This is a genomic window from Stenotrophomonas maltophilia group sp. msm4, assembly GCF_032025605.1.
In the GTDB taxonomy this organism is placed as follows: domain Bacteria; phylum Pseudomonadota; class Gammaproteobacteria; order Xanthomonadales; family Xanthomonadaceae; genus Stenotrophomonas; species Stenotrophomonas sepilia.
On record NZ_JAVSKK010000001.1, the window covers coordinates 952,089 to 976,509 of the forward strand.

General features: G+C 67.2%; 19 protein-coding genes and 1 pseudogene. All 20 read right to left on the minus strand.

Translation table 11 applies throughout. The features are described 5' to 3' along the window. Positions 1–335: 335 nt before the first annotated feature. The 20 genes and pseudogenes from ROV93_RS04460 to flhA all read right to left on the minus strand — a co-directional run bounded on the left by ROV93_RS04460 (position 336) and on the right by flhA (position 24,409). Positions 336–1,686, minus strand: a protein-coding gene (locus ROV93_RS04460) for an IS3 family transposase (protein ID WP_312538594.1) whose coding sequence is annotated in 2 segments (ribosomal slippage) — positions 336–1,236 and positions 1,235–1,686 — 1,353 coding nt in all. Because the reading frame shifts where the segments join, the coding sequence is not laid out codon by codon here. Between the two features lie 226 nt (positions 1,687–1,912). Further along, the gene (locus ROV93_RS04465) at positions 1,913–4,291 is read right to left on the minus strand and encodes a methyl-accepting chemotaxis protein (protein WP_065178536.1); all 2,379 of its coding nucleotides are present in this window, start codon (positions 4,289–4,291) and stop codon (positions 1,913–1,915) included. A 101-nt stretch (positions 4,292–4,392) separates the two neighbouring features. After that, a complete protein-coding gene (locus tag ROV93_RS04470; protein ID WP_223224824.1) occupies positions 4,393–4,698 on the minus strand; it encodes a hypothetical protein in 306 nt (101 codons plus the stop codon). Between the two features lie 213 nt (positions 4,699–4,911). Continuing rightward, positions 4,912–5,403, minus strand: a complete 492-nt coding sequence (locus ROV93_RS04475) for a chemotaxis protein CheW (protein WP_072166946.1) — start codon at positions 5,401–5,403, stop codon at positions 4,912–4,914. 205 nt (positions 5,404–5,608) lie between these two features. Next, positions 5,609–6,382 (minus strand): flagellar brake protein, encoded by a 774-nt coding sequence (locus ROV93_RS04480; RefSeq protein WP_005416413.1) that lies wholly within the window; start codon positions 6,380–6,382, stop codon positions 5,609–5,611. Between the two features lie 159 nt (positions 6,383–6,541). Beyond that, the gene (locus tag ROV93_RS04485) at positions 6,542–8,791 is read right to left on the minus strand and encodes a methyl-accepting chemotaxis protein (protein WP_072166947.1); all 2,250 of its coding nucleotides are present in this window, start codon (positions 8,789–8,791) and stop codon (positions 6,542–6,544) included. A 372-nt stretch (positions 8,792–9,163) separates the two neighbouring features. Further along, positions 9,164–11,152, minus strand: coding sequence for a chemotaxis protein CheA (locus tag ROV93_RS04490; RefSeq protein ID WP_072166948.1), 1,989 nt, complete (start codon positions 11,150–11,152; stop codon positions 9,164–9,166). Between the two features lie 45 nt (positions 11,153–11,197). Further along, on the minus strand, positions 11,198–11,563 hold the full coding sequence (locus ROV93_RS04495; protein ID WP_005409521.1) for a response regulator: 366 nt from the start codon (positions 11,561–11,563) through the stop codon (positions 11,198–11,200). Further along, positions 11,560–11,868, minus strand: coding sequence for an STAS domain-containing protein (locus tag ROV93_RS04500; RefSeq protein WP_061478730.1), 309 nt, complete (start codon positions 11,866–11,868; stop codon positions 11,560–11,562). The genes ROV93_RS04495 and ROV93_RS04500 overlap by 4 nt, the downstream gene beginning before the upstream one ends. Positions 11,869–12,157: 289 nt before the next feature. Further along, positions 12,158–13,417, minus strand: a complete 1,260-nt coding sequence (locus ROV93_RS04505; protein ID WP_072166949.1) for a chemotaxis protein CheW — start codon at positions 13,415–13,417, stop codon at positions 12,158–12,160. After that, positions 13,414–14,196 carry a ParA family protein gene (locus tag ROV93_RS04510; RefSeq protein ID WP_069138615.1) on the minus strand — a complete coding sequence of 261 codons (783 nt, stop codon included), beginning with the start codon at positions 14,194–14,196 and terminating at the stop codon, positions 13,414–13,416. The genes ROV93_RS04505 and ROV93_RS04510 overlap by 4 nt, the downstream gene beginning before the upstream one ends. 154 nt (positions 14,197–14,350) lie before the next feature. Then, a pseudogene (motD, locus tag ROV93_RS04515) lies at positions 14,351–15,217 on the minus strand (flagellar motor protein MotD); the annotation flags it as partial. A 1-nt stretch (position 15,218) separates the two neighbouring features. After that, complete coding sequence (locus ROV93_RS04520) at positions 15,219–15,959, minus strand: flagellar motor protein (RefSeq protein ID WP_049413360.1); 741 nt, start codon at positions 15,957–15,959, stop codon at positions 15,219–15,221. A 90-nt stretch (positions 15,960–16,049) separates the two neighbouring features. Further along, positions 16,050–17,909 (minus strand): chemotaxis protein CheA, encoded by a 1,860-nt coding sequence (locus ROV93_RS04525; RefSeq protein ID WP_072166951.1) that lies wholly within the window; start codon positions 17,907–17,909, stop codon positions 16,050–16,052. Positions 17,910–17,911: 2 nt separating this feature from the next. Then, positions 17,912–18,517, minus strand: a complete 606-nt coding sequence (locus tag ROV93_RS04530; protein ID WP_032129220.1) for a protein phosphatase CheZ — start codon at positions 18,515–18,517, stop codon at positions 17,912–17,914. Then, complete coding sequence (gene cheY / locus ROV93_RS04535; protein WP_005413247.1) at positions 18,517–18,909, minus strand: chemotaxis response regulator CheY; 393 nt, start codon at positions 18,907–18,909, stop codon at positions 18,517–18,519. Before cheY ends, ROV93_RS04530 begins: the two co-directional genes overlap by 1 nt. 57 nt (positions 18,910–18,966) lie before the next feature. Continuing rightward, positions 18,967–19,710 carry an RNA polymerase sigma factor FliA gene (locus tag ROV93_RS04540; RefSeq protein WP_005416423.1) on the minus strand — a complete coding sequence of 248 codons (744 nt, stop codon included), beginning with the start codon at positions 19,708–19,710 and terminating at the stop codon, positions 18,967–18,969. Next, positions 19,707–20,594 (minus strand): P-loop NTPase, encoded by an 888-nt coding sequence (locus tag ROV93_RS04545; RefSeq protein ID WP_072166952.1) that lies wholly within the window; start codon positions 20,592–20,594, stop codon positions 19,707–19,709. Before ROV93_RS04545 ends, ROV93_RS04540 begins: the two co-directional genes overlap by 4 nt. After that, positions 20,581–22,203, minus strand: a complete 1,623-nt coding sequence (gene flhF, locus ROV93_RS04550) for a flagellar biosynthesis protein FlhF (RefSeq protein WP_072166953.1) — start codon at positions 22,201–22,203, stop codon at positions 20,581–20,583. Before flhF ends, ROV93_RS04545 begins: the two co-directional genes overlap by 14 nt. A gap of 145 nt (positions 22,204–22,348) precedes the next feature. Continuing rightward, positions 22,349–24,409, minus strand: coding sequence for a flagellar biosynthesis protein FlhA (gene flhA, locus ROV93_RS04555; RefSeq protein WP_176698768.1), 2,061 nt, complete (start codon positions 24,407–24,409; stop codon positions 22,349–22,351). Positions 24,410–24,421: the final 12 nt, after the last annotated feature.

Below are 24,421 nucleotides of genomic sequence, written 5' to 3' on the forward strand. Positions count from 1 at the left end.
GTAAACCCGTCCATGGGGGCTCGATGGCGCCATCCATGGCGCCAACGGTCCTGCCTACCCACCCCGGCCCAGCCCTCTCGGCATTTCGGTGTCGGACGGAAAGAGCGTTGGGGTTCCAGGTGGAAAGAGGGGTCAGATCCGTTTTCCTGCGGAAAACGGATCTGACCCCGGAAGTGACCTGGCTTTTGTTTTTTGCTCTTCTTTCTTCAATCCGGGGTGGACGCGCACGGAAACTGTCCGTGGCCGGGAGGGTGGGTTGCGCAGGGGTGTCCGCGGCATGGATGCCGCGGCCAAGCCCCCATGGTGAAGTGACCCCCGAGACTTGGACGGTGGGGTCAGGCGGCTGCTTGGGCCTGTTCCCGGTACTTTACCGGGCTTAGCCCCTTCAATTTCAATCTGATTCGCTCTTGGTTGTAGTACTTGATGTACTCCACCAGCCCGGCCTCCAGGCTTTCGATGCTGTCAAAGCTGTTCAGGTAGAAGAACTCCGACTTCAGCGTCCCGAAGAAGCTTTCCATTGCCGCATTGTCCAAGCAGTTGCCACGTCGGGACATGCTTTGCTTCAACGAGTGCTTTTCCAGCATGTGCCGGTAGTTCTCATGCTGGTACTGCCAGCCCTGGTCGGAGTGGATCATTGGCCGCTCATCCGGCGAAAGCTTCTTGATGGCCTCCTCCAGCATCTGACCTACCAGATCGAACACAGGCTGGCGCTTGATCTGATAAGCCACGATTTCACCGTTGTAGAGGTCCATGATCGGCGACAGGTACAGCTTCATGCCTTGCACCTTGAACTCGGTGACGTCAGTCACCCACTTCTGGTTGGGCCGCTCGGCATGGAACTGGCGATTGAGGTCATTGCCAACCACAACATTGGCGGCCCCTTTGAAGGACCGGTAGCGCTTCACGCGTACCCGTGATTTCAGGCCCATCTCCCCCATCAGGCGCTGTACCCGCTTGTGATTGGTCCGATGGCCCTGATTGGCCAGTTCCAGCGTCACCGTGCGATACCCATAGCGCCCTTGGCTTTGATCGTAGATTGCCCGGATGCGCTCGCACAGGGCTGCCTCATCCTGATCCGGATGGGCCAGGACATGGTTCTGGTAATAGAACGTACTGCGTGACAGCTCTGCCGCTTCGAGCAGAAGCGACAGCGTATGAACCTGCCTCAATCCTTGGATGGCTTGCGCTTTGCGTCCTGCGCCGCCTGCTCTTCCCGGATCAAGGCATCGAGTTTTTTAGGTAGTCGGTCTCCGCACGCAGATAGGCAACTTCCTTGAGCAGCTCATCGCGGCTCATTTCCTCAGGTGGCTTGGACGAACGGGTCTTTTTCATCGGCTTTCGGGGCGGCGGCGGAGGTGGTGCCAGCGCTTGGGCACCGCCTTGAGCATACAGGCGACGCCACCGACCCACCGCGCCGGCATCGCCAATTTGAAAGTAAGTGGTGGCCTCCCGCCCGGACATGCCGTCCTGGCCCATCTTCTTCAGGACAGCCAGCTTGAATGCGAGGTCATAGGACTGGGACTGGCGATGAAATCCCCGCCAACCATGCAGCCGATAGGTCGCCACCCAGCGCCTGACCGTGGAGAACTCCAGGCCGTAGCGACGAGCAACGGCTTTGACCGATGTGGAGGTCTTGCAGGCCTGTTTGGCGACCTGCAGTTTGAAACGCGCGTCGTATCTGTTCATGTATCCCTCGGGGTCGGATCTGATGTCCAACTCCCGGGGGTCACTTCATGGACGGGTTCACGGCGTCCCCTGCGCGACCCACCCTCCCGGCCCGAGCGAAGGAAATCCGCAGCTTTCCGTGACCACCCCGAGGGGCTTCGCCGTTGGCTGGATATCCAGATACCCCGTAAACAAAAACGCCCCAGCACGGGGCCAGGGCGTGTTCGTGGATCAGGTCAGGCCGGCATCAGAATTCCTGCCAGTCTCCGTCGGCCAGTTCGGTGGCCATCGGGCGACCGCCAGCGGTGCGGCGGGCCGGCGGTGCGACCGGTGCCGGGGCGGCCGGCGCGGTGGCTCGCGGGGCCGGGGCTGCGGCGACGCGCGGGGCGGCGACGACCTCGGCCTCGTCGACCACGAAGATCGACACCGCTTCGCTGAGATGGCCGGCCTGTTCTTCCATCGCACGCGCGGCAGCAGTGGCTTCCTCCACCAGCGCAGCGTTCTGCTGGGTGGTCTCGTCCATCTGCACCACGGTCTGGTTGACCTGCTCGATGCCGGCGGACTGTTCCTGCGAGGCCGCGGAGATTTCGGCCATGATGTCGGTCACGCGCTGCACCGAGGCGACAATCTCGCCCATGGTGGCGCCGGCCTTGTGCACCAGCGCCGAGCCATCGTTGACCTTGCCGACCGAGTCGTCGATCAGGCCCTTGATCTCCTTGGCGGCGGCGGCCGAGCGCTGGGCGAGGGTGCGCACTTCGCTGGCAACCACGGCGAAGCCGCGGCCCTGTTCACCGGCACGCGCGGCTTCCACGGCGGCGTTCAGTGCCAGGATGTTGGTCTGGAACGCGATGCCGTCGATGACGCTGATGATTTCGGCGATCTTCTTCGACGAGGCTTCGATGGCGGACATGGTGGTGACCACCTGGCCGACGACCTCGCCACCCTGCGAGGCGACACCGTGCGCGCCGATGGCGAGCTGGTTGGCCTGGCGGGCGTGTTCGGCGTTCTGGCGCACGGTGGAGGTCAGTTCCTCCATCGAGGCCGCGGTTTCTTCCAGGTTTGCGGCCTGCTGCTCGGTCCGGCGCGACAGGTCGCTGTTGCCGGAGGCGATCTCGCCGGCGGCCGAACTGATCGCGCGGCTGGATTGCTTGATGCGGGTGACGATCTCGCTCAGCTGCGCGGCGGTGGCGTTGGCATCGTCACGCATGCGGGCGAACACGCCCTGGTAGTCGCCGTGCATGCGCACGGTCAGGTCGCCCTGCGACAGTGCCGCAAGCAGGCCGGAGATCTGCTCGATGCTGCCGGCGTTGGCGTCCAGCAGGCCGTTGATCTGCTGCGCCAGCTGCAGGAAGAAGCCTTCCTTGTCGGTGGCGTCAATGCGACCGGACAGGTCGCCGGCGGCGGCCTGGGCGATCACGCGGGCCACTTCCGCTTCAACCTGCGCTTCCTGGGTACGGTCGCGCCATTCCACCACGTAGCCGACGGTGTCGCCGCCTTCATTGCGGATGGTCGACACCACCTGGGCGAACTGGGCATCGCCGTACTGCATCGGGCGACGCGCGACACCGTGCGCCTTCAGGTTGCCCAGCAGGGTCTGGTCCATCTCGCCACGGTGCTCGAGCACGGTGACCGGCTTGCCGATCAGCGAGGCCTGGGCGTCGAAGTCCGGCAGGTCGCGGCGCACTTCGTCCTGGTACTGGCTCAGGGTCTGCTGCAGGGCGCGGTTGCTGTAGACGATGGTGTTGCTGGTGTCGGTCAGGTACACGCCGGTCGAGCTGTAGTCCAGCGCGGTGCGGATGCGCAGGTTCTCGCGGGCGACGGCCTGGTCGGTTTCGATGCGCTCGCGCAGGTCGCGCTGCATGCGCTGCATGGCCTGCATCAGTTCGCCCACTTCGTCCTGGCGGCTGACGTCGATATGGCCATCGAGCTTGCCACCGGCGACGTCGTTGGCGACCGAGACGGCGCCACGCACGCTGCCGACCAGTGCGCGTGCGAACAGCCACACCAGCACCAGGCCGAGCGCGGCGCCGCCCAGCAGGGCGATCACGGTCAGCACGGCCGAGGCGGAATAGGTGGAAGCGGCCTCTTCGCGCGAGGCGCGGGCGAGGCGGTTGTCTTCGGCGATCAGCGCTTCCAGCGCCGATGCAGCCTTGCGGTGCTTGGTACGGGTTTCGCCGACGAAGGTATCGATGGCGTCGTCCGGCAGGTCCAGTTCCAGCATCTCGGTGACGCTGTCATAGGACGCCAGGGCATCCTTCCATTCCTTGGCGAAGGTGTCGAACAACTTCTTCTGTTGTGCGTTATCGACCAGCTTCGGATAGTCCTTGATCGACTTGTCCATGCTGGTGCGCAGGTCGACGGCCTGCTTGCGCGCATCGGCCTTGACGTCGTCGCTGGCGCGGATCAACTGCTGGTAGGCGGCATTGCGGTACTCGCCCAGCATGCCGCGCATCTCGCCGGCGAGGCGGATGCTTTCCATGCGTGAACCGGCCAGCTCGGTGGTGACGTTGTTCAGCGAATGCAGGCCGCGATAGGCGACGATGCCCTGCAGCAGCATCACCAGCAGGAGGACGCCGAAGGTCAGCAGCAGCTTCGGCATCAGTTTCAGGTTGTTGATCCACGGCATGGGCGTTGCGAGCTCCTAAGGCAGACGCGCCCGGGCATCGGGCCCGGTTGCAGCAGAAACCACGCCGGCACCAGGTCCGGCGTAGTTCGACGGACAGCGGATTACTTGATGTTGGCCAGCTTCAGCCCAGCCGGCGAGCTGACTTCGATTTCCGCGCGCGAGGCGTCGCGCTGGATCTTGCCGATCACGCAGACGGTCTTGCCTTCCAGGGTTTCCAGCGGGAAGGAGAACTTGCCGCGGTTCTCGCCGGCGATGCGGGCCGAGAAGGTGTGGCGCGGGAAGGCACCGCCCATGTACAGGAAGGTCGGCTGGCCTTCGGAACCTTCTGCGTAGCGGGCCTTTTCAACCTTGCCACAGACCATGCCGTCCTTGCCGACCGAACGCGGCGCCATTTCCGGCGGGATCATGTCGGCCGACTGGGCGAAAGCGGAGGTGGCGGTGGTGGCTAGGACAGCAGCCGAGACGAACGCAAACAGGGACTTCATCGAGGGTATCTCCGGGGATGGTAACGATCGGGCCGGTCCTGCGCGCTCCTGCGCGACCGGCTTCTGTCCCCCTATCGGCACCGCCGAAGGGAACTGAAGGGTTTTGTGACTGGAACGTGAAGCAGTTCCGGTTGCTCAGGCGGCGACGTCTTCGGCGGGGCTGGCCTGGCCCATGTCGGCGCTGTCGAGCAGGGTCTCGATGTCCAGCAGGATCAGCATGCGATCGTCATGGGTACCGATGCCGGAGATGAAGCGGGTATCGACGGCGGCACCGAATTCCGGGGTCGGTCGGATCTGCTCGGCCGACAGCGGGATCACGTCGGAGACGCTGTCGACGACGATGCCGACCACGCGGTCGTCGACGTTCAGCACGATCATCACGGTGAAGGCGTCGTAGCGGGCGTTGTCCAGGCGCAGCTTCAGGCGCAGGTCGATCACCGGGACGATGGTGCCGCGCAGGTTGATCACGCCCTTGATGTAGTCCGGGGCATCCGGCACGCGGGTAACCGCATCATAGCCACGGATTTCCTGCACCTTGAGGATGTCCACGCCGTAGTGCTCGTCACCAAGCGTGAAGCTGAGGAATTCGCCACCGGTGCTGGCGGCGGAGCTGGTCTTGTCGTTCATCGAGGGGTCCTGGTTCTGCCGGAAGTCCCGGTGTCAGGCTCGATATCGGCTCCGCTGGGGGGGACTTTAGGTGCCCGGGGAAAGGCATCCACGCATGGCGTGGATCCACCGGAGATCGGTAGTGCCTGCCGCTGGCCGGCAATGGCCGTACCCGCATTGTCGCGACGTTGCCGGCCAGCGGCCGGCACTACCTGTTGGCCGGGCCTTAGAGCTCGCCGTTGCGGCGTGCCTTGCGTTGGCGGTCGATGCGGAAGATGTAGCGCTGGATGGCGCTGTCGGCGCCGCGCGGCAGGCTGTCGAAGCGCATGCCCACGCGCTTGACCTCGATGCCGTTGGGCTGGCGCTGGGGCAACAGGTTGCAGACCACCAGCGCGATGTCCAGGTCGGGGCCGTCCGGCAGCGACAGCTGCGCCGGATAGCGCTTCTGCAGACCAAATACCGCGCAGTCATTGGGCACCACCACGGCCAGACCGCCACCGCTGATGTCCACCACCCGCATCGACAGCGCTTCGGCCCGCGCTTCGCCGGGTGGCAGCAGCAGCTGCGGTGAATCAGTGACTGGCGTCTCCAGCCGATACAGCTCGCGGCGCTGCAGGTGCACCAGTTCTTCCGGAAGCGGGGCGCGGAAGGCCACGTGGCCGTCGTTGTCCACGCGCTGCAGTTCGTGCAGGCGGAAGCGCACCAGCACCCGTTCGAGCTGGGCGAAGCACAGCAGGTGATCGGCCTGCTCAGCGGCGCGGTTGGAAGCTTCCTGCGGGCTGCCATCGAGCAGCAGGTAGTCCTCGTCCTCGTCGAGGTCGAGCAGCGCAGTGGGGAACGAACGGTCACGGCCGTCGATGTGCGCGTTGATCAGTGATCGCTGGTCGATCAGCGAGCGCAGCAGCTGCCGCAGCTGGCGCGGGTTGCGGACCAGGAAGCGCTCGTCAGCGGCGTCGGCCGCGTGGACATCATGCACTGCAGTGTCGTTGCCGTCGGACATGGAATCTACGGTCAGGGGCGGGCGCCAGCACGCATTGGCGCGAGGCTCGATGGGGATATCGGCCTCTGCACCGGATTATGAAGTGGGATTTGCATCACTTTCCACGCGTAAGGGGTCAGATCCCTTTCTGCGGGAAAGGGATCTGACCCCGTGGTTCTGTCAGAACTCCTGCCAGTCGCCGTCGGCGGCCAGTACCGGCTGCGCCGTCGAGCTGCGCAGGGGGCGCGCGGAAGCCGGCTTTGCCGAAGGCGCGGCGGCTGCGACCTGGCGCGGTACCGGTGCCGCCAGCGGGCGTGCCGGAATGGCCGTCGTGCCGTGCGATGCCAGCCGGAAGCGGGCCACGGCTTCACCCAGCTGCACGGCCTGATCCTCCATCGCACGTGCGGCGGCGGTGGCTTCCTCCACCAGTGCGGCGTTCTGCTGGGTGGTCTCGTCCATCTGCACCACGGTCTGGTTGACCTGCTCGATGCCCGCGCTCTGTTCCTGCGAGGCCGCAGATATCTCTGCCATGATGTCGGTCACACGCTGCACCGAGGCGACGATCTCGCCCATGGTGCTGCCGGCCTGGTGCACCAGGCTGGAGCCCTCGGCGACCTTGCCGACCGAGTCGTCGATCAGGCCCTTGATTTCCTTGGCGGCAGCGGCCGAGCGCTGGGCGAGGGTGCGCACTTCGCTGGCGACCACGGCGAATCCGCGACCCTGTTCACCGGCACGCGCGGCTTCCACGGCGGCGTTCAGCGCCAGGATGTTGGTCTGGAAGGCGATGCCGTCGATGACCGAGATGATCTCGGCGATCTTCTTCGACGAGGCTTCGATGGCGGACATGGTGGTGACCACCTGGCCGACCACTTCACCGCCCTGCGAGGCGACACCGTGCGCGCCGATGGCGAGCTGGTTGGCCTGGCGGGCGTGTTCGGCGTTCTGGCGCACGGTGGAGGTCAGTTCCTCCATCGAGGCTGCGGTTTCTTCCAGGTTGGCGGCCTGCTGCTCGGTCCGGCGCGACAGGTCGCTGTTGCCTGAGGCGATCTCGCCGGCGGCCAGGGTGATGCTGGAAGCGCTGGCCTGGATCTGGCCGACGATCTGGGTCAGCTGCGCGACCGTGGTGTTGGCATCATCACGCATGCGGGCGAACACGCCATTGAACTGGCCTTCCATGCGCGCGGTCAGGTCGCCGGTGGCGATCGACTGCAGCAGCTGCGAGAGCTGGCCAAGGTTGCCGTCAGCCACCTGCATCATGGTGTTGAGGTGCTCGATCATCAGCTTGAAGTCGTGCTGGAACCGCTGTGCGTCGCCGCGCTGGCTGAAGTCACCGGCGGCGGCCGCCGCAGCCAGGTGCTGGATCTGCGAATTGATGGCCAGCAGGCTGGCCTTGGCTGCGTCCATGGATTCATGCAGGATCGCGCGGCTGCCGGGCAGGCGGCGTGCATCCGGGCTCAGATTGCCGATGGCGTACTGGTTGAGTACTTCAATGGCATCGACGATCGCATCGAGGTGCTCGAAGATCACCGTGTTGATGCCGTTGGCCAGCTGGCCGTAGACACCCGGGAAATCTTCCGGGATGCGATGGCTGATGTCCGGGCCAGCGTGCATCTGTGCCATCAGCTGTGTCTGCTCGCTGAAGCGTCGCAGCATCGCCGTCATCTCGGCGGTGGCAGCGAGCATCCTGCCGGCTTCATCGTTGCTGGTGGCCTGGGTGCTGACGCTGAGATCACCGCGGGCAACGGCCTGGATGGCATGCACGGCCTTGCCGAGTGGGCCGGTCACTGCACGCGAGATGACGATGGCCAGCGCGGCAGCGACCAGCGACAGCAGCACGATGCAGCCGATGATGGCAATCATGCTGGTGCGGTGGGTGGCGTTGGCGTCGGCGATCTTGCGGTCCATCTGGCCGGCGATGTGGGTGCCCAGTGCCTTCATCGCAGCGAACAGGTCGCGACGCGCCGGGCGTGACTGTTCGTCGGAGATCTGCCGCGCCAGGACGCCGTCACCGGCGGTCACGGCGTCGCGCATCGCCTTGTTGGCGGCGAAGTAGCGGTCGAGCTGTGCGCTGGCTGCGCGATACAGTTCACGCTCCTTGTCCAGCGCCGGCAGCGCCGTGTACGCCGCCAGTTCGTCATGCACGGCCTTGGCGGTGTCGTTCATGCGCTTGTTGTAGTCGGCCACCTTTTCCGGCTGGTCGAGCATGCTCAGCTGGGCCAGTTCGTAGGTGCGGAACTCGCCGAGCTGCGAGCGCGCCTCGCCCAGGTGCTGGACCGAGGGGATATCGTTGCCGGCCATGTCGCGCAGCTGCGCATTGGCCTCGGACAGGCGGATCAGGGCAAAGGCACCCAGTACGACGGTCATCAGGGTGGTGAGGGTGAACCCCACGGCCAGCTTGCGGGCGATGGGCAGATCTTGGAACCACTTCATGCAGGGTGCTCCAGGTGGGCAGAGTGCCGGCGTCTGTGCGCCGGTTTGGGGGTGGTTGCAGAGCGAACGGGGGCGCCCGGTGGGGTTCGGTGACGACCGTCAAAGCGAAATAACGGCGCCGTCCGCGCGGACTTTATGGACGCAGATCACATTCGGTTGCGTAGGGATGACGGCACGAAAGTGCTGGTCTGGCGGGGCTTGCGCTCGGATGACGTGGTTGCGCGCGAAACCATCGCCTCGACGGAGTTCACAGAAGGGATGGGGTCAGATCCCTTTTCCCTGAAAAGGGATCTGACCCCGGCTGGAATGGAGCACACAAACAAAAACCGCCGCCCCGAAGGGCGGCGGTCCATGACCCGCATGCGGCGTGGATCAGGCGGCCTGCGGCATCCGCAGCGAGCGCACCAGTCCGCCGATGTCGACGATCAACGCGACGCGGCCGTCGCCAAGGATGGTGGCACCGGACACCCCGCCGATACGGCGGTAGTTGTTCTCGATGTTCTTCACCACCACCTGCTGCTGGCCGACCAGTTCGTCCACTTCCAGCGCGATTTTCTGGCCATCGCCTTCCACCACCACCACCAGCGATTCGCTGCCCGGTGCGCGGTTGCCGTAGCCGTAGTACTCGCTCAACGATAGGATCGGCAGGTACTCGCCTCGCACGCGCAGCACGCGGCCTTCGCCGGCCATGCTGCGGATATCCTCGGGCTGCGGCTGCAACGCCTCAAGCACATAGGCAAGCGGCAGGATCAGGGTTTCGCCGGCCACGGCCACCGTCATGCCATCGAGGATGGCCAGGGTCAGCGGCAGGCGGATCAGCGTGCGGGTGCCGGTACCGAGGCTGCTTTCGATCTGCACCTCGCCGCCCAGTGCCTGGATGTTACGGCGGACCACGTCCATGCCGACGCCACGCCCGGACAGGTCGGTGACCGCATCGGCCGTGGAGAAGCCGGGTTGGAAGATCAGGTCCCAGACCTGCGAATCGGTCGGGTTGTCCGGCACGGCCAGGCCGCGTTCGTGAGCCTTGGCCAGGATCTTGGCGCGGTCCAGGCCGCGACCGTCGTCGCTGACTTCGATGACGATATGGCCGCCCTGATGCGAAGCTGCCAGCGTGATCGTGCCGGTCTCGTCCTTGCCTGCACCGCGGCGGACGTCGGGCATTTCCAGGCCGTGGTCGATCGAGTTGCGCACCAGGTGCACCAGCGGATCGGCGATCTTTTCGATCAGGCCCTTGTCCAGTTCGGTGCCTTCGCCGACGGTGCGCAGGCGCACCTGCTTGCCGAGGCGGCTGGACAGGTCGCGGACCAGGCGCGGGAAGCGGCGGAACACCGCATCAACCGGCAGCATGCGCACGCCGATCACCGCTTCCTGCAGGTCGCGGGTGTTGCGTTCAAGCTGGTCCAGCCCGGCGAACAGGCTCTCGGCGTGGACCGGGTCCAGCGCATGCGAGACCTGCTTGAGCATGGCCTGGGTGATGACCAGCTCGCCGACCAGGTTGATCAGCGCATCGACCTTGTCGACGCTGACGCGGATCGAGGTTTCCGCTTCCTGGCTGGCACCACCGCTGGCGGCAGGCGCGGCAGGTGCAGACGGTGCCGCTGCGACCGGAGCGGGAGCCGCAGCGGCCGGCGCCTGCGTGGCCAGGCTCGGCGGCGCGGCGGGACGGATGTCCAGCTCGCAATCGTCCAGCACCCAGGCGAAGGTGTCTTCGATCTTGCTGCGCGGCACCTTGCCGACCAGGCCCAGATCCCACGCAAGATGGGCTTCGAGCGGATCAAGCTGGGCGAAGCCCGGCAGGCGTTCCATGCGCGCAGCGACCTGCAGCGAACCGAGGTGTTCCAGTTCGCGGATGATGCGCAATGGATCGTTGCCGCTCATGAACAGCGACGGCGCCGGGGTGAAGCCGATCTGCCAGGCTTCCGGCGTATCGTCCACCTTGGCTGCCGCGGCCGCCGGGGCGCTCGCTGCGGCCTGGCCGGAAAGAACCGCTTCCAGGCGCGCTTTCACCGCAGCGACTGCGGCGGGATCTGCGGCTTGGCCGTGTTCGGCTTCGCGCAGCAGGGCGCGCAGCACGTCCACCGAGGACAGCATGGCGTCGACGGCGTGGCCTTCCAGGACCCGCTTGCCGGCGCGCAGCTCATCGAGCAGCGTTTCCAGCACGTGGGTCAGGCCGGCGATCGCGTCGAAGCCGAAGGTGCCGGCGCCGCCCTTGATCGAGTGGGCGGCGCGGAACACCGAATTGATGATCTCCGCGTCCTGCTGCCCCGATTCCAGGGCCAGCAGGCCAGCCTCCATCGCATCGAGGCCTTCGCGGCTCTCCTCGAAGAAGGTGGCGTGGAAGCGTTGCAGGTCCATGCTCATGGCAGTGGTGATCCGGAAGCGAGGAGGGGGAGCGGCGCCGGGCGATCAGCCCAGCACTTTCTGCACGGTGGCGACCAGCTGTTCGGGATTGAACGGCTTGACCAGCCAGCCGGTGGCACCGGCGGCCTTGCCTTCGGACTTCTTGTCGGCGGCCGATTCGGTGGTCAGCATCAGCAGCGGGGTGAACTTGTAGTCCGGCAGCTGGCGCAGTTCGCGGATCAGCGCGATGCCGTCCATGTTCGGCATGTTGACGTCGGTCACCACCGCATTGAAGCGCTGGCCCTTGGCGCGACCGAGCGCGACCGCGCCGTCTTCAGCTTCTTCGACGGCAAAACCGGCCGAGGTGAGGGCGAAGGACACCATCTGGCGCATCGACGCCGAATCGTCCACCACCAAGATACGTGCGCTCATGCAGCGTTCTCCACAGATTTCAGGTTGTCATGGGTTACGTCCAGGCCCAGGGCCTGGGTGACGCCCAGCAGGCGCGCGGCGTCACTGAAGGTTGCAGTGCAACCGTGGAAGCCGGTGCCCAGGCCTGCCTCGCGGCGGGCCTGCACGAACGCACACAGCACCTGCACGGCGGCCGTGTGGATGCGGGCGACCTGGCTGGCATCCAGGGTCAGCTCGCCAGCCTGCTCCACGAGGGGGGCGAGGCGGTTCTTGAGCTCGGTAGTGCTCTCGATGCCGAGATCCCCACCCAGTTCGACAGTGCTCATCGTTGCTCCGGACAAACGGTTCCGTGATCCATAACGGCACCCCGGTAGGGTTCTTTAGAAGAATCGACGCGGTACGTCGATGCGGTCGCTGCTTAAAAGGGGACGGAGGGGATCAAGTCGCAATCGACCTGGCTCTACTGCAGCGCCCTCTGCAACGGCGACCGCGCAGTGGGGACGTAAGGTGTTGATCCAACGGATCAACTCCTTGCGTCCCCGACAGGCACCGCTTCGGTGCAAAGCACCGAGCCACTTGCGACTTAATCCCCTCCGTCCCCTTTTTCTTGGCGGCTCAGCTCAACAGCCGGGTGGCGTCGAGCAGGATCATCGGCCGCTGGCTGACCCGGGCCACGCCGCGGAACAGGTCGTTTGAGATCTGGCAGATGCGCGCGGTATCGGGCGGTTCGATCTGCGAATCGGTGAGGTTGGCGACATCTTCGACCGCTGACACGCGCAGGCCGATGGTCTCGCCGTCCTCCTCCAGGACCACGATGCGGGTCTGCGCGTCGTCCTCGGCGGCGGCCGCGCCCAAGTGCAGGCCCAGGTCCATCACCGGGACCACCTGGCCGCGCAGGTTCATGATGCCGAGCATGGCCGCTGCAGTGCCACGCAGCGGCAGCAGGGGCACCGGCAGCACCACTTCCTGCACCTTCAGCAGTTCCAGCGCATAGGCCTGGGTGCCGCAGCGAAGGCGCAGCCAGCGCGAAGTGCGTTCGCCGGCGCGTCGGTTCTGCGGGTGCGGGCTGCGGGCCGGTTGGTGGGCCTGCGCCTGCAGCTCCTGCCAGGTGCCGGGACGGTTGCCTGCCGGGGCATCGACGGCGACGCGCGGCGGCGGAGTGGCGGTGCGCGCCGCCGGGGCCGGAGCTGCAGGTGCAACCGTGGGGGCGACCGGTGCTGCGACCACGGCGGGCGGTGGCGTGGCTACGTCTTCGCCACCCGCGGCCGCCTCGAACGCGGCCTGCAGGCCGGGGCTGTCGGTGTGGGCGAGGCGATGGCTGTCCGCCGGATCGGTTTCGTAGATCACCTCGTCCGGCAGGTCGTCCCAGGTAGGTTCCGGACCGGCGTTTGCAACGACGGCGGGTGCCGGCGCGGTTTCGTGGATGACCTCCTCAGGCAGGTCATCCCAGGTCGGCTCGCGTCCGGAAACCGCTTCTCCCGCCGGACCCGGCCCAGCGCTAGCGGAGGCGGCAGCGCTCTCGAAGGCCGCTTCCAGCACCGCGTCGTCCGGGCTTGGTGCGGCGGCGACGGATTCTGTTTCGTAGATCACCTCGGCGGGCAGGTCATCCCAGGTGGGTTCGCGCGTGGGTGGTGCGGCGCTCTCGAAGGCGGCTTCCAGCGCAGCGCTGTCCCCGCTGGGCGTGGCGGCGATGGTTTCGGTTTCGTAGATCACGTCGGCCGGCAGGTCGTCCCAGGTCGGTTCGCGTTCGGCGACTGCTTCGATCGCCGGGCCTGGCCCGGCGCCTGCGGGCGGCAGAACGGCAGGCGGCGGCGCGACCATCGCCTCCCCCAGCAGTTCGTCCAGGTAGTCGTCGAGGATGCCGGTACTGTTCATGCGGCCTGCTCCAGGGCGCGGGCATCCTCGCCGAGGATCCAGTTCAAGGCGCGCCGGTAGGCGGCCAGGCCACGGCCCGGGTAGTCCTCGCCAGCGCTCGGCAGGGTCAGCCCGGCGGCGTTGCTGATGCGGGTATCGATCGGAATGGCGTCTTCCCACACGCGGTTGCCGTGGCGATCCTGCATGGTGCGCAGCGATTCGTTGCCGGCGCGGGTGCGGCGGTCGAACAGGGTCGGCAGGATCGAGATCGGCAGCGGGCGGCGGCGCGAACGCTCGACCATCTCGCCGGTGCGGACCATGCCATCCAGGCCGTGCAGTGCCAGGGGCTCGGCCTGGGTCGGGATGATCAGGCGATCGGCGGCAGCCAGTGCGTTGATCATCAGCAGGCCGAGGGTGGGTGCGCAGTCCAGCAGGATGTAGTCGTGCTGGCCCTGGTGGCGCGCCAGCGCGTTCTGCAGGGCCAGGCCGAGGCCGGGCTGGTTGGCGCTGCGGCGTTCCAGCGTGGCCAGCGCCGACTGTGCGCAGACGTAGTCCAGGCCATGGATGTTGCTGGCATGGCAGAGGCCGGACAGGTCCGCTGGCGGTGTGCCGAACAGCTCCAGCACGCCGGCCGGCGGCGGGTCCACCGGCACGCCGAAGGCGCGGCTGAGCGAGGCATGCGGATCGAGGTCGATCAGCAGCACGCGATGGCCGAGTGCGGCCAGGCCGCGGCCGAGGGCGAGGGTGGTGGTGGTCTTGCCGACTCCGCCCTTCTGGTTGGCGACTGCCCAGATGCGCATCGGATTACTCCTTCATTGCCGGGGGAACGGCGGCGCCGACGCGGCTGCCAGCCGGCACCGGCGGCAACTTCACCGGTGCGATGGGGGAGGTGGGGGCGCTGGCCGGAGTTGCGGCGGCCTGTTTGGTGACGGTGCTGTCTGTGGTGCCGGTGGCTGCGTTCAGGCGCTGGCCGAGCGGATCCACCGAGTGCGACGTGTCGGCCAGGATGATGACCATCACCCGGCGGTTGCGGTTGCGGCCCTGCGCGCTGTCGTTCTCTTCGCGCGGGCGGAACTGGCCATAGCCGACCATCGCCAGCCGCGACGGCTGCACGCCCTGGTCGGCGAACAGGTGCACTACGCTGGCGGCGCGCCCGGCCGACAGTTCCCAGTTCGACGGGAAAGTCGCGGTGGCGATCGGCACGTTGTCGGTGTGGCCTTCCACGCGCACGCTGTTGGGCACGTCGCGCAGCACCTCGGCCAGGCTGGCCAGGGTCTGCCGCGCATGCACGTCCAGCGCGGCCGAGCCGGTAGGGAACAGGATATCGCTGTTGATCTCGACTTCGATCCACAGTTCGGTGCGGCGCACGCTGATCATGCCGCGGTCGATCAGCGGCGCCAGTGCGGCGGTGAGGCGATCGGCAATCGTGTTGAGCTGGCGCTCGGCACGGGCGATCTGCTCCTGGTTGTGCACTGACACCGGCATGCGCATCTGCGAGGCCATCGACGGCAGCAGGGTCGGGTCGTGCGAGGGCGCCGGCGCGGAGGGACCGATCTTGGTGCCGGACTTGATCACCGAGGGGCTGTCCCAGCCGCCGCCCTGCACCTGCTTGTTGCCCACCTGCACCGGGTTGATGGTGCGCGGTGCGCCACCGAAGGCATCGGTCAGCGCGTCGGCCATGATCCGGTACTTGCCCTCGTTCACCGAGGAGATCGCATACATGACCACGAAGAAGGCGAGCAGCAGCGTCATCAGGTCGGCATAGGGGATCGCCCATGCTTCGTGGTTGGCGTGCTCTTCGTGGTGCTTGCGGCGGGCCATGTCAGTGCAGGAAGCCGGAGAGGTTGGTTTCGATGTTGCGCGGGTTCTCGCCCTGGGCGATCGAGATCAGGCCTTCGATGACCATCTCGCGGTCGCGCGTGTTGTGCGAGATCACACTCTTGAGCTTGGCGGCGATCGGCAGGAACAGCAGGTTGGCCGAAGCGATGCCGTAGATGGTGGCGGTGAACGCGGCGGCGATGCCGTGGCCGAGCTTGCTCGGGTCGGCCAGGTTCTTCATCACTGCGATCAGGCCCAGCACGGCACCGATGATGCCCAGCGTCGGTGCATAGATGCCCATTGCTTCGAACACCTTGGCGCCGGCCTGGTCCTGGTGCTCCTGGCTGCCCAGTTCGATTTCCAGCATGTGCCGCATCGATTCGGGCTCGACGCCGTCCACCAGCAGCTGCAGGCCCTTGCGCAGGAACGGGTCCTGCTGTGCTTCCACCTGCGATTCCAGGCCCAGCAGGCCCTGGCGGCGGGCGATGTTGCTCCACTCGACGATCTGCTGGATCAGCTCGCGGCGGTCGCTGTGCGGTGGACGCACGACCCAGCGCACGATGCTGAACGCATGCTTGAACACCGCCGGCGAGGTGTGCAGCAGGATCGCAGCGACGGTGCCGACGATGACGATCACGAACGCCGCAGGCGACCACAGCGACGCCAGGCCGGCGCCCTTGAGGATGCTGCCGCCGACCAGCGAGGCCAGGGCGAGAAAGAGTCCAATGAGGCTGAGTCTATCCATGGATCCGGTATCGGCTTGTATGAATGGGACTTGAGACACCGGTACGGGCTACTGGTGCGACTTCACAGTTTTACGGGTTCAGCAAGCGGGTCAGTCGTGCGGGCTGCGCAGGCCGTCCACATCCAGGATCAGTGCCATGCGACCATCGCCGATCAGGGTTGCACCGGCGTAACCGCGCAGGCCGCGCAGGGCTTTCGGCAGTGGCTTGATGACCACTTCCTCGCGCCCGCGCACCTGGTCCACGACCAGGCCGAAGCGCGCTTCGCCGGCCTGCAGCACCACGATGGTCAGCAGGGTCGAGGCGGCCGGCGTCACATCCAGCCACTGGCGCAGATCGACCAGTGGCAGCGTGTGCGAACGGCGGTCGAGCACGGCGCGGCCATCGAACCAGCCCAGCGAGGTGCGCGGCGCGTGCAGCACTTCCATCACGCGCGCCAGCGGCAGCGCATAGACGTCCTCGCCGGCCTGCACCAGCAGGGTCGGCAGGATCGCCAGGGTGAGCGGCACGCGGATCAGGAAGCGGCTGCCACGGCCCAGCTCGGACTGGATCTGGATCTGGCCACTCAGTTCGCGGATGCGCGACTGCACCACATCCATGCCAACGCCACGGCCGGAGATATCCGTGACCTGCTGCTTGGTCGAGAAGCCGGGCAGGAACACTAGGTGCAGGCACTCCTCGCTGCTCAGCCGCGCGGCAGCTTCCGGATCGATCAGGCCCTTCTCACGCGCCTTCGCGCGCAGCTTCTCCGGATCGATGCCGGCACCGTCGTCCTGCACTTCAATGCTGACGTAGTCGCCTTCCTGCTGGGCCGACAGGCGTACATGGCCCATCCGCGGCTTGCCCTGTGCTTCGCGCAGGTCGGGCATTTCCACGCCATGGTCGATGGCGTTGCGGACCAGGTGCACCAGCGGGTCGGCCAGCGCTTCGACCAGGTTGCGGTCGAGCTCGGTCTCGGCACCGATCAGCTCCAGGTCCACTTCCTTCTTCAGCGAGCGGGCAACGTCTCGGGCGACCTTGGGGAAGCGCGAGAAGACCTTGCCCACCGGCTGCATGCGGGTACGCATCACCGCCGACTGCAGGCGCGCGGTGGCGATGTCCAGGGTCGACACGGCGCGGTCCAGTTCCTCGTCGCGCAGGCGCGCACGCAGGGTCTTGAGCCGGTTGCGCGACAGCACCAGTTCGCCGATCAGATTGACGATCGCGTCCAGGCGCTTGGTGTCCACGCGCACGGTATGTTCGGCTTCGGCCAGCGGCTTGGCGGCCGGCTTGGTCGCCGCTGCAGTTGCCGGTGCGGCCGGTGCGGCCAGTGGGCGTGGTGCCGCGATCGGTGCGGGCGCTACCGCAGCGATGGGCTTGGCGCCGGGTGCGGCGCCACCGTGCAGCTGGTCGAGCAGGGCTTCGAACTCGTCTTCGCTGATCAGGCCGTCGTCAGCCTTCTTTGCCGGCGCGACTGCAGTCGGTGCGTTGCCGCCGTGCAGCTGGTCGAGCAGGGCCTCGAACTCGTCGTCGGTGATCAGGTCGCTGCCACCCGCAGCGGGAGCTGCTGCGGCGGCGGGTGCAGCCACGGCACCGCCATGCATGTCGAACTGGGCGATCAGCTCCGGCGGCGCATAGCCCGGCTCGGTGCCGGAGGAAACTGCATCCAGCATCGCTTGCAGGTAGTCCAGCGATTGCTGGGCGGCATCGAAGTGATGGGCATGCAGCACGGCCTGGCCCGCGCGCGCGATGCCCAGCGCTTCTTCGGCGGCGTGGCACAACTCGACCATGGCGGTGACGCCGAGGAAGCCGGCGCCGCCCTTGAGCGTGTGGTAGCCCCGGAACACCGCGTTGAGCTGCTCGGTGTCCTGTGGTGCCTGCTCCAGCGACACCAGCTGTTCGCCCAGGCGATCCAGGATTTCCTGCGCCTCGATGATGAAATCGGCAGTGATGTCGTCGGATACCGCGCTCATGCTTACAGCCCCAGGTCCGACAGCAGGTCGTCGGCGTCGTTCTGCGAGACCGCGTGGCGGTCCAGTCCCTTCAGTGCCGGCCCGGCCAGTTCCGGATCGGTGCGATGCTGTTCCGGCGGCAGGCCGAGCGCGCCGAAGCCCTCGTGCACGCGGCGGACGATGCCGACCACGCGACGGATGATCTGCCCGGTCAGGTCCTGGTAGCTCTGGGTCAGGGCGATCTCGGTGAGGTTGTGGCGGATGCGCTCGAGCTGCGCATCCTGGCCCGGCTGCAGGCCTTCGGCGCGCAGCTGTTCGGTCAGGCTGCGGCATTCCTCGGCCAGGTCCAGGGTGCGGTGCGTCGCCTGTTCGGTCATCGCCACCACGTGGTCCAGGCGTGCGCAGGCATCGTCCAGTTCGCCGGCCTCGCTGGGCACGGTCGGCAGTTCACCCAGGGCCTGCCCGAGCTCGCGGGCCAGCCGCGAGAGGCCGCTCATCATCGGCTGCGTGCGCAGCGCGACCAGTCCGTCGATGCGTTGCCGCCAAGCGGTTTCGTCACCGGACTCCAGTGCGTCCAGTGCTTCCTGCAGGCGCAGGGCGAGGGCATTCTTGTCGACCGTGGTGTCCATCAGGCGCTGGCCGCCAGGCGTTCGAAGATCTTGCCGAGCTTCTCTTCCAGCGTCTGCGCGGTGAACGGCTTGATGATGTAGCCGTTCACCCCGTTCTGGGCCGCTTCGATGATCTGCTCGCGCTTGGCTTCGGCGGTGACCATCAGCACCGGCAGGGTCTTCAGCTTGGCGTCGGCACGGATCGCCTTGAGCAGCTCGATGCCGGTCATCACCGGCATATTCCAGTCGGTGACCACGAAATCGAACGGCTGGCTCTGCAGCAGCGACAGCGCGGCATGCCCGTCCTCGGCTTCGGCGGTGTTGGTGAAGCCCAGATCGCCCAGCAGGTTCTTGACGATGCGACGCATGGTCGAGAAGTCGTCGACGATCAGGATGCGCATGTTCTTGTTCAAAGCAGAGTTCCTTTGTTGTTCATTCCGGGCGGCCGGGGGCAGCTGCCTCGGGGATGTTCATTCTTCGAGGCCGGCGTCGACGGCCTCGAATACCTTCAGCCGGCCGCGCAGGCGCAGCACGGCCTGGCCGTGGATCTGGCAGACCCGCGACTCGCTCACGCCGAGCACCGCGCCGATCTCCTTCAGATTGAGTTCCTGCTCGTAGTAGAGCGAGAGCACCAGCTGTTCGCGCTCGGGCAGATGGCCGATGGCCTTGCCCAGCTCGCGGCCGAACTCGCTGCGCTCCAGCACCTGCTGCGGGGTCGGGCCACCCTGGGCGACCGTGTCCAGCTCGCCCTGGTCCTCGATGCGCGACTCCAGGCTCAGCACCTGGCCACGCGCGGCGTCTTCCATCAGGCGCAGGTACTCGGGCAGTGGCATCTCCATCGCGGCGGCCACTTCGGTGGCGCTGGCGGCGCGGCCGCTGCTCTGTTCCAGGCGGCGGATGGTGGCCGCAGCATCGCGTGCACGGCGGTGCACCGAGCGCGGCACCCAGTCGCCACGGCGGATCTCGTCGATCATCGAGCCACGGATACGGATCGAGGCATAGGTCTCAAACGAGGCGCCCTGGTCGGCGTCGTAGCTGCGCGAAGCCTCGATCAGGCCCATCATGCCCGCCTGGATCAGGTCGTCGACTTCGACGCTGGCCGGCAGGCGCGCGGCCAGATGGTGGGCGATGCGCCGCACCAGGTCCGAGTGCTGGGCGATGACCTCGTTGGCCGCCGAGCGCTGGACTTCCCTGTACTGGGCCGCGCCTTTCATGCCGCCACCCCGCGCTGCTTGAGAATGCGTTCGAGGAAGAACTCGACGCCGCCGCGTGGTTCGGTGGGCGCCTGCCAGCGGGCCGTGCGGCGCGCGATCTCGGTGATGGCCAGTGCGGACGGGCTGGACGGGTAGGCCTTCACCACCGGCTGCTGGCGCTGCACCGACAGGCGCAGCCAGTCATCCTGCGGCACGCAGCCCAGGTAGTTCAGCGAGACATCGGCGAGGAACTTCTCGCAGACGCGGGTCAGCTTCTCGTACAGTACGCGGCCCTCGTTGGGGTCGCGCACCATGTTGGCCACCACCTGGACGCGGTCCACGCCACGTTCGCGCGAGAGCACCTTGATCAGCGCGTAGGCGTCGGTGATCGACGCCGGCTCGTCACAGACCACCACCACGGTGTCCTGCGCGGCCTGGCAGAAGGTCAGCACGCCGTCGGTGATGCCCGCGGCGGTGTCCACCACCATGATGTCCAGCTCGCGTTCCAGCTCGGAGAACACGTTGACCAGGCCGACGTGCTCGGCCGGGGCCAGCTCGGCCATGTGCCGGCGGCCGGACGCGGCCGGGACCACCAGCACGCCGTTCGGGCCTTCGACGATGACGTCGTCCAGCGAGCAGCGGCCGGCAACCAGGTCGGCCAGCGTATAGGTGGGGTTCAAGCCCAGGATCACGTCGATGTTGGCCAGGCCGAGGTCGGCGTCCAGCAGCAGCGTGCGCTTGCCCATGCCGGCCAGCGCCACGGCCAGGTTGGCCGACACGTTGGTCTTGCCCACGCCGCCCTTGCCGCCGGTCACGGCGATGGTGCGCACAGGGCCGAGCGGCTCGCTGCGGGTGGCCGACAGCGGGAAGGTCTTGGTCAGCTTGGCGTACTCACGCGACGGCATGGTTCAACTCCGGGTTGCAGGGCATATCGGCCGCTCGGCGCAAATCTTCAAGGCGAAGTACGAGATTGGCCGCACTGGCCCGGTGCAGGTCGTCCGGAACGTCCTGGCCGTCGGTCACCCAGGTGATCGGCAGGGCGTGGTCCACGGCCACCGACAGGGCGTTGCCGAAGCGGCCGGTTTCGTCCAGCTTGCTCAGCACCAGGCCCTGCAGGTTGGCGGCACCGAAGCGGCGGACCACCTCGTCCATGTCGCCGAAGCTGGTGTTGGCCGGCAGCACCAGCAGGGTGCGCACCTGGCGCGCGGCGCGCAGCCACTGCAGCTGCGCGGCCAGCGCGCGGTCGCGCGGGCCCAGTCCGGCGGTGTCGATCAGTACCAGCTTGTAGTCCTTCAGGCGTTCCAGCAGCTGGTCCAGGTCGGTGCCGCTGTTGGCCTCGTGCACGGCGATGCCGAGCTGCCGGCCGTAGCCATACAGCTGCTCGCGGGCGCCGATGCGGGTGGTGTCGGTGGTGACCAGAGCCACGTCACGCGGCGCGTGCTTCTCGGCGAACCGCGAGGCCAGCTTGGCGATGGTGGTGGTCTTGCCGGCGCCGGTCGGGCCCACCAGCGCGATCACGCCGCCTTCCTCCAGCGGGTCGACCGGGGCGATCGGCAGCTTGCGCGAGATCAGCCCCAGCATCAGGCCGCGGCCTCGGTGCGCCTCGGTCTCCAGCGGAATCTGCATGGCGACGTCGCGGGCCAGGCCAGCATCGAAGCCGTACTCGTCCATCAGGTCCAGCGCGGTGGCGCGCACCGGGCAGCCGCGCAGGCGCTCGTCGGTGAAGCGGTTCATTTCGCGCTCGATGACCTGGCGCATGCCGGCCACTTCCTGGCGCAGCTGGCGGATCTCGGCGTCGTCTTGGGCGACCACGGTCAGGACAGGGGCTGGGGCGAGCGTCGGCGCGGCTTCGACGGTGGCATCGGCCAACGCCGGTTCGCTGACGGCGACCTCCGGCTGCGTTTCAGACAGGGCTGCGGTCGGCAGCGGTGGCGGCTGCACCGCCGGCGCCACGCTTTCGTGATGCGCCTCGTGCGGCGGATCGATCTGGAAACGGGCGCGGTTGGCCGGCGCGGCGACGGTCGGTGCCGGCGCCGGAGCAACGATGGCCTCGGCGAACGGGGCGAAGATCTGGTCCGGCAGTGCCGGTTCATTGACGGCGGCGCGTGCCAGGGTGGCGGCGAAGCCGGTGCTGCCGCGGGTTGGCACGATCTCGTCGGCGCTATCGAGGGTGCGGCCGGTAGCGCCCACTGCTGCACGGGCGAGGGCGGCCACCGCCGAGGTGGTGGCGGCAACCGGTTCCGGTGCCGGGGTGCTGCTGCGGCGGCGGGTGACGGCGGCGATCACCGCGTCGGCGGCGGTGCGCGGCTTGGGTGCCGGCGGCGGTGCGACGTCGCGGCGCGAGGCTTCCAGCGCACGCTGCACCGCGCTCTCGTCGTAGTTGGCGGCGGCGACGATCTCGATGCCTTCCTCGATCCGGCGGTTGGACAGGATCACGGCGTCAGGACCATGCTCCTTGCGCACCAGGTTCATGGCCGAGCGCATGTCGGCGGCGACGAATCGTTTGATTTTCATGCTGTGGTCACGAGGCGAAGACGGCGGGGTGGCGGTCGGGGAACTCGGGTGGTCGGTGGTCTGCACGGTGCGGGTTCCCCTTGGTGTCTGTCTGTTGCGTTGGTTCGAAAGTGGTGTCTGTTTTCTGGCGCATCGGCGGGCGGCGTCAGCTGATCGTTCCGACCAGCTTCAGGCGCTTGTCCTCCGGCACCTCGCTGTAGGCCAGGACCGACAGCGAAGGAACGCTGTGGCGGACCAGGCGGGCCAGCGCGGCGCGCACCGGGCCAGGTACCAGCACGACCGCGGGCTCGTTGCGGGCTTCCTGCTTGCTGACACATTCGGCCAGGCTCTGGTGCAGTCGCTCAGCGAGTCCGGGTTCCAGCGCGGCGCCGTTGCCCTGCGTGGACTCCTGCAAGACACGTTCCAATTGCGGGTTGAGGGTGAACACCGGCAGCTCCGCCGACATTCCGGCGATCTCCTGCACGATGAAGCGGCCCAGTGCGGTGCGCACCGCGGCGGTCAGCACGGCCGGGTCCTGGCTGCTGGGCGCATGTTCGACCAGTGCCTCGGCGATCTTGCGCAGCTGGCGGATCGGAATGCGCTCGACCAGCAGGTTCTGCAGCACGCGCACCACCGCCGACAGCGGCAGCGCCTTCGGCGTCAGATCTTCGACGAGCTTGGGTGCGCTCTTGGCCAGGTTGGCCAGCAGGTGCTGCACTTCCTCATGGCCGAGCAGCTCGGGTGCGTGTTCGCGGATCAGGTGCGACAGATGGGTGGCGACCACGGTGGCCGGGTCGACCACCGTGTAGCCCAGCGTTTCGGCCTGGGCGCGCTGGTGCGGCTGGATCCAGGTGGCATCCAGGCCGAACGCGGGATCCTTGCCGGCAATGCCCTCCAGTGCGCCCAGCGCGCTGCCCGGATCCAGGGCCAGCTCGCGGTCGGGGTGGATCTCGGCGGTGGCCACCGGCACGCCATGCACCAGCACGCGGTAGCCGTTGGCCGGCAGTTCCAGGTTGTCGCGGATGTGCACCGAGGGAATCAGGAAGCCGACATCCTGGGTCAGCTTGCGGCGCACGCCCTTGATGCGCGCCATCAGTTCGCCGCCCTGGTTGCTGTCCACCAGTGGAATCAGCCGGTAGCCGACCTCCAGGCCCAGCGGATCGACCGGGCGCAGTTCGTCCCAGCTCAGTTCGGCAGTGGGGGCCGCGACGGCCGGGCGCCCGAGCGCAGTGAGCGCGGCAGCATCGGTGCCACTGCCTGTTGCATCGGCAGCCGGTGCCTTGGTCTTGCGATACAGCTTCCAGGCGATGAAGCCAAGGATCGCGGCCAGCGTCAGGAAAGCGACGTTGGGCATGCCCGGCACCAGGCCAACGACGCCGATGATGCCGGCGGTGATCGCCAGCGCGCGGTACTGGCCGAACACCTGCCCGGTCATGGCCTGGGCCATGTCCTGCGAGCGCGAGGCGCGGGTGACCAGCATCGCCACCGCGCTGGACACCAGCAGTGCCGGCAGCTGCGCCACCAGGCCGTCACCGATGGAGAGCAGGGTGTAGGTGGCAGCGGCGTCGCCGAACGGCATGCCATGCTGCAGCACGCCCACGGCCAGGCCGCCGAGCATGTTGATGAACAGGATCAGGATGCCGGCGATGGCGTCGCCGCGGATGAACTTGCTGGCACCGTCCATTGCACCGTAGAAGTCGGCTTCCTCGCGGACTTCCTCGCGGCGCAGCTTGGCTTCCTCGCGCGTCAGCAAACCGGCGTTGAGGTCGGCGTCGATCGCCATCTGCTTGCCGGGCATCGCGTCCAGGATGAAGCGCGCGGTCACTTCCGAGACGCGGCCGGCGCCCTTGGTGATGACCACGAAATTGATGATGGTCAGGATCGCGAACACCACGATGCCGACCGCATAGTTGCCGCCGATCACGAATTCACCGAAGGCGGCGATGACCTTGCCCGCAGCGTCGTGGCCGTTCTGGCCGTTGAGCAGGATCACGCGGGTGGAGGCCACGTTCAGCGCCAGCCGCAGCATGGTCGTGATCAACAGCACGATCGGGAAGATGGTGAAATCCAGCGGGCGCTTCACGTAGACCACCGCCAGCAGCACCATCAGCGAGATGGCGATGTTGAAGGTGAACAGCGCATCAAGGACTGGCGCGGCCAGCGGCACCACGACCATGGCCAGCAGGGCCAGCACGATCAGCGGCGCGCCAAGGCCCTGGCGGATCATTTCCAGGGCACG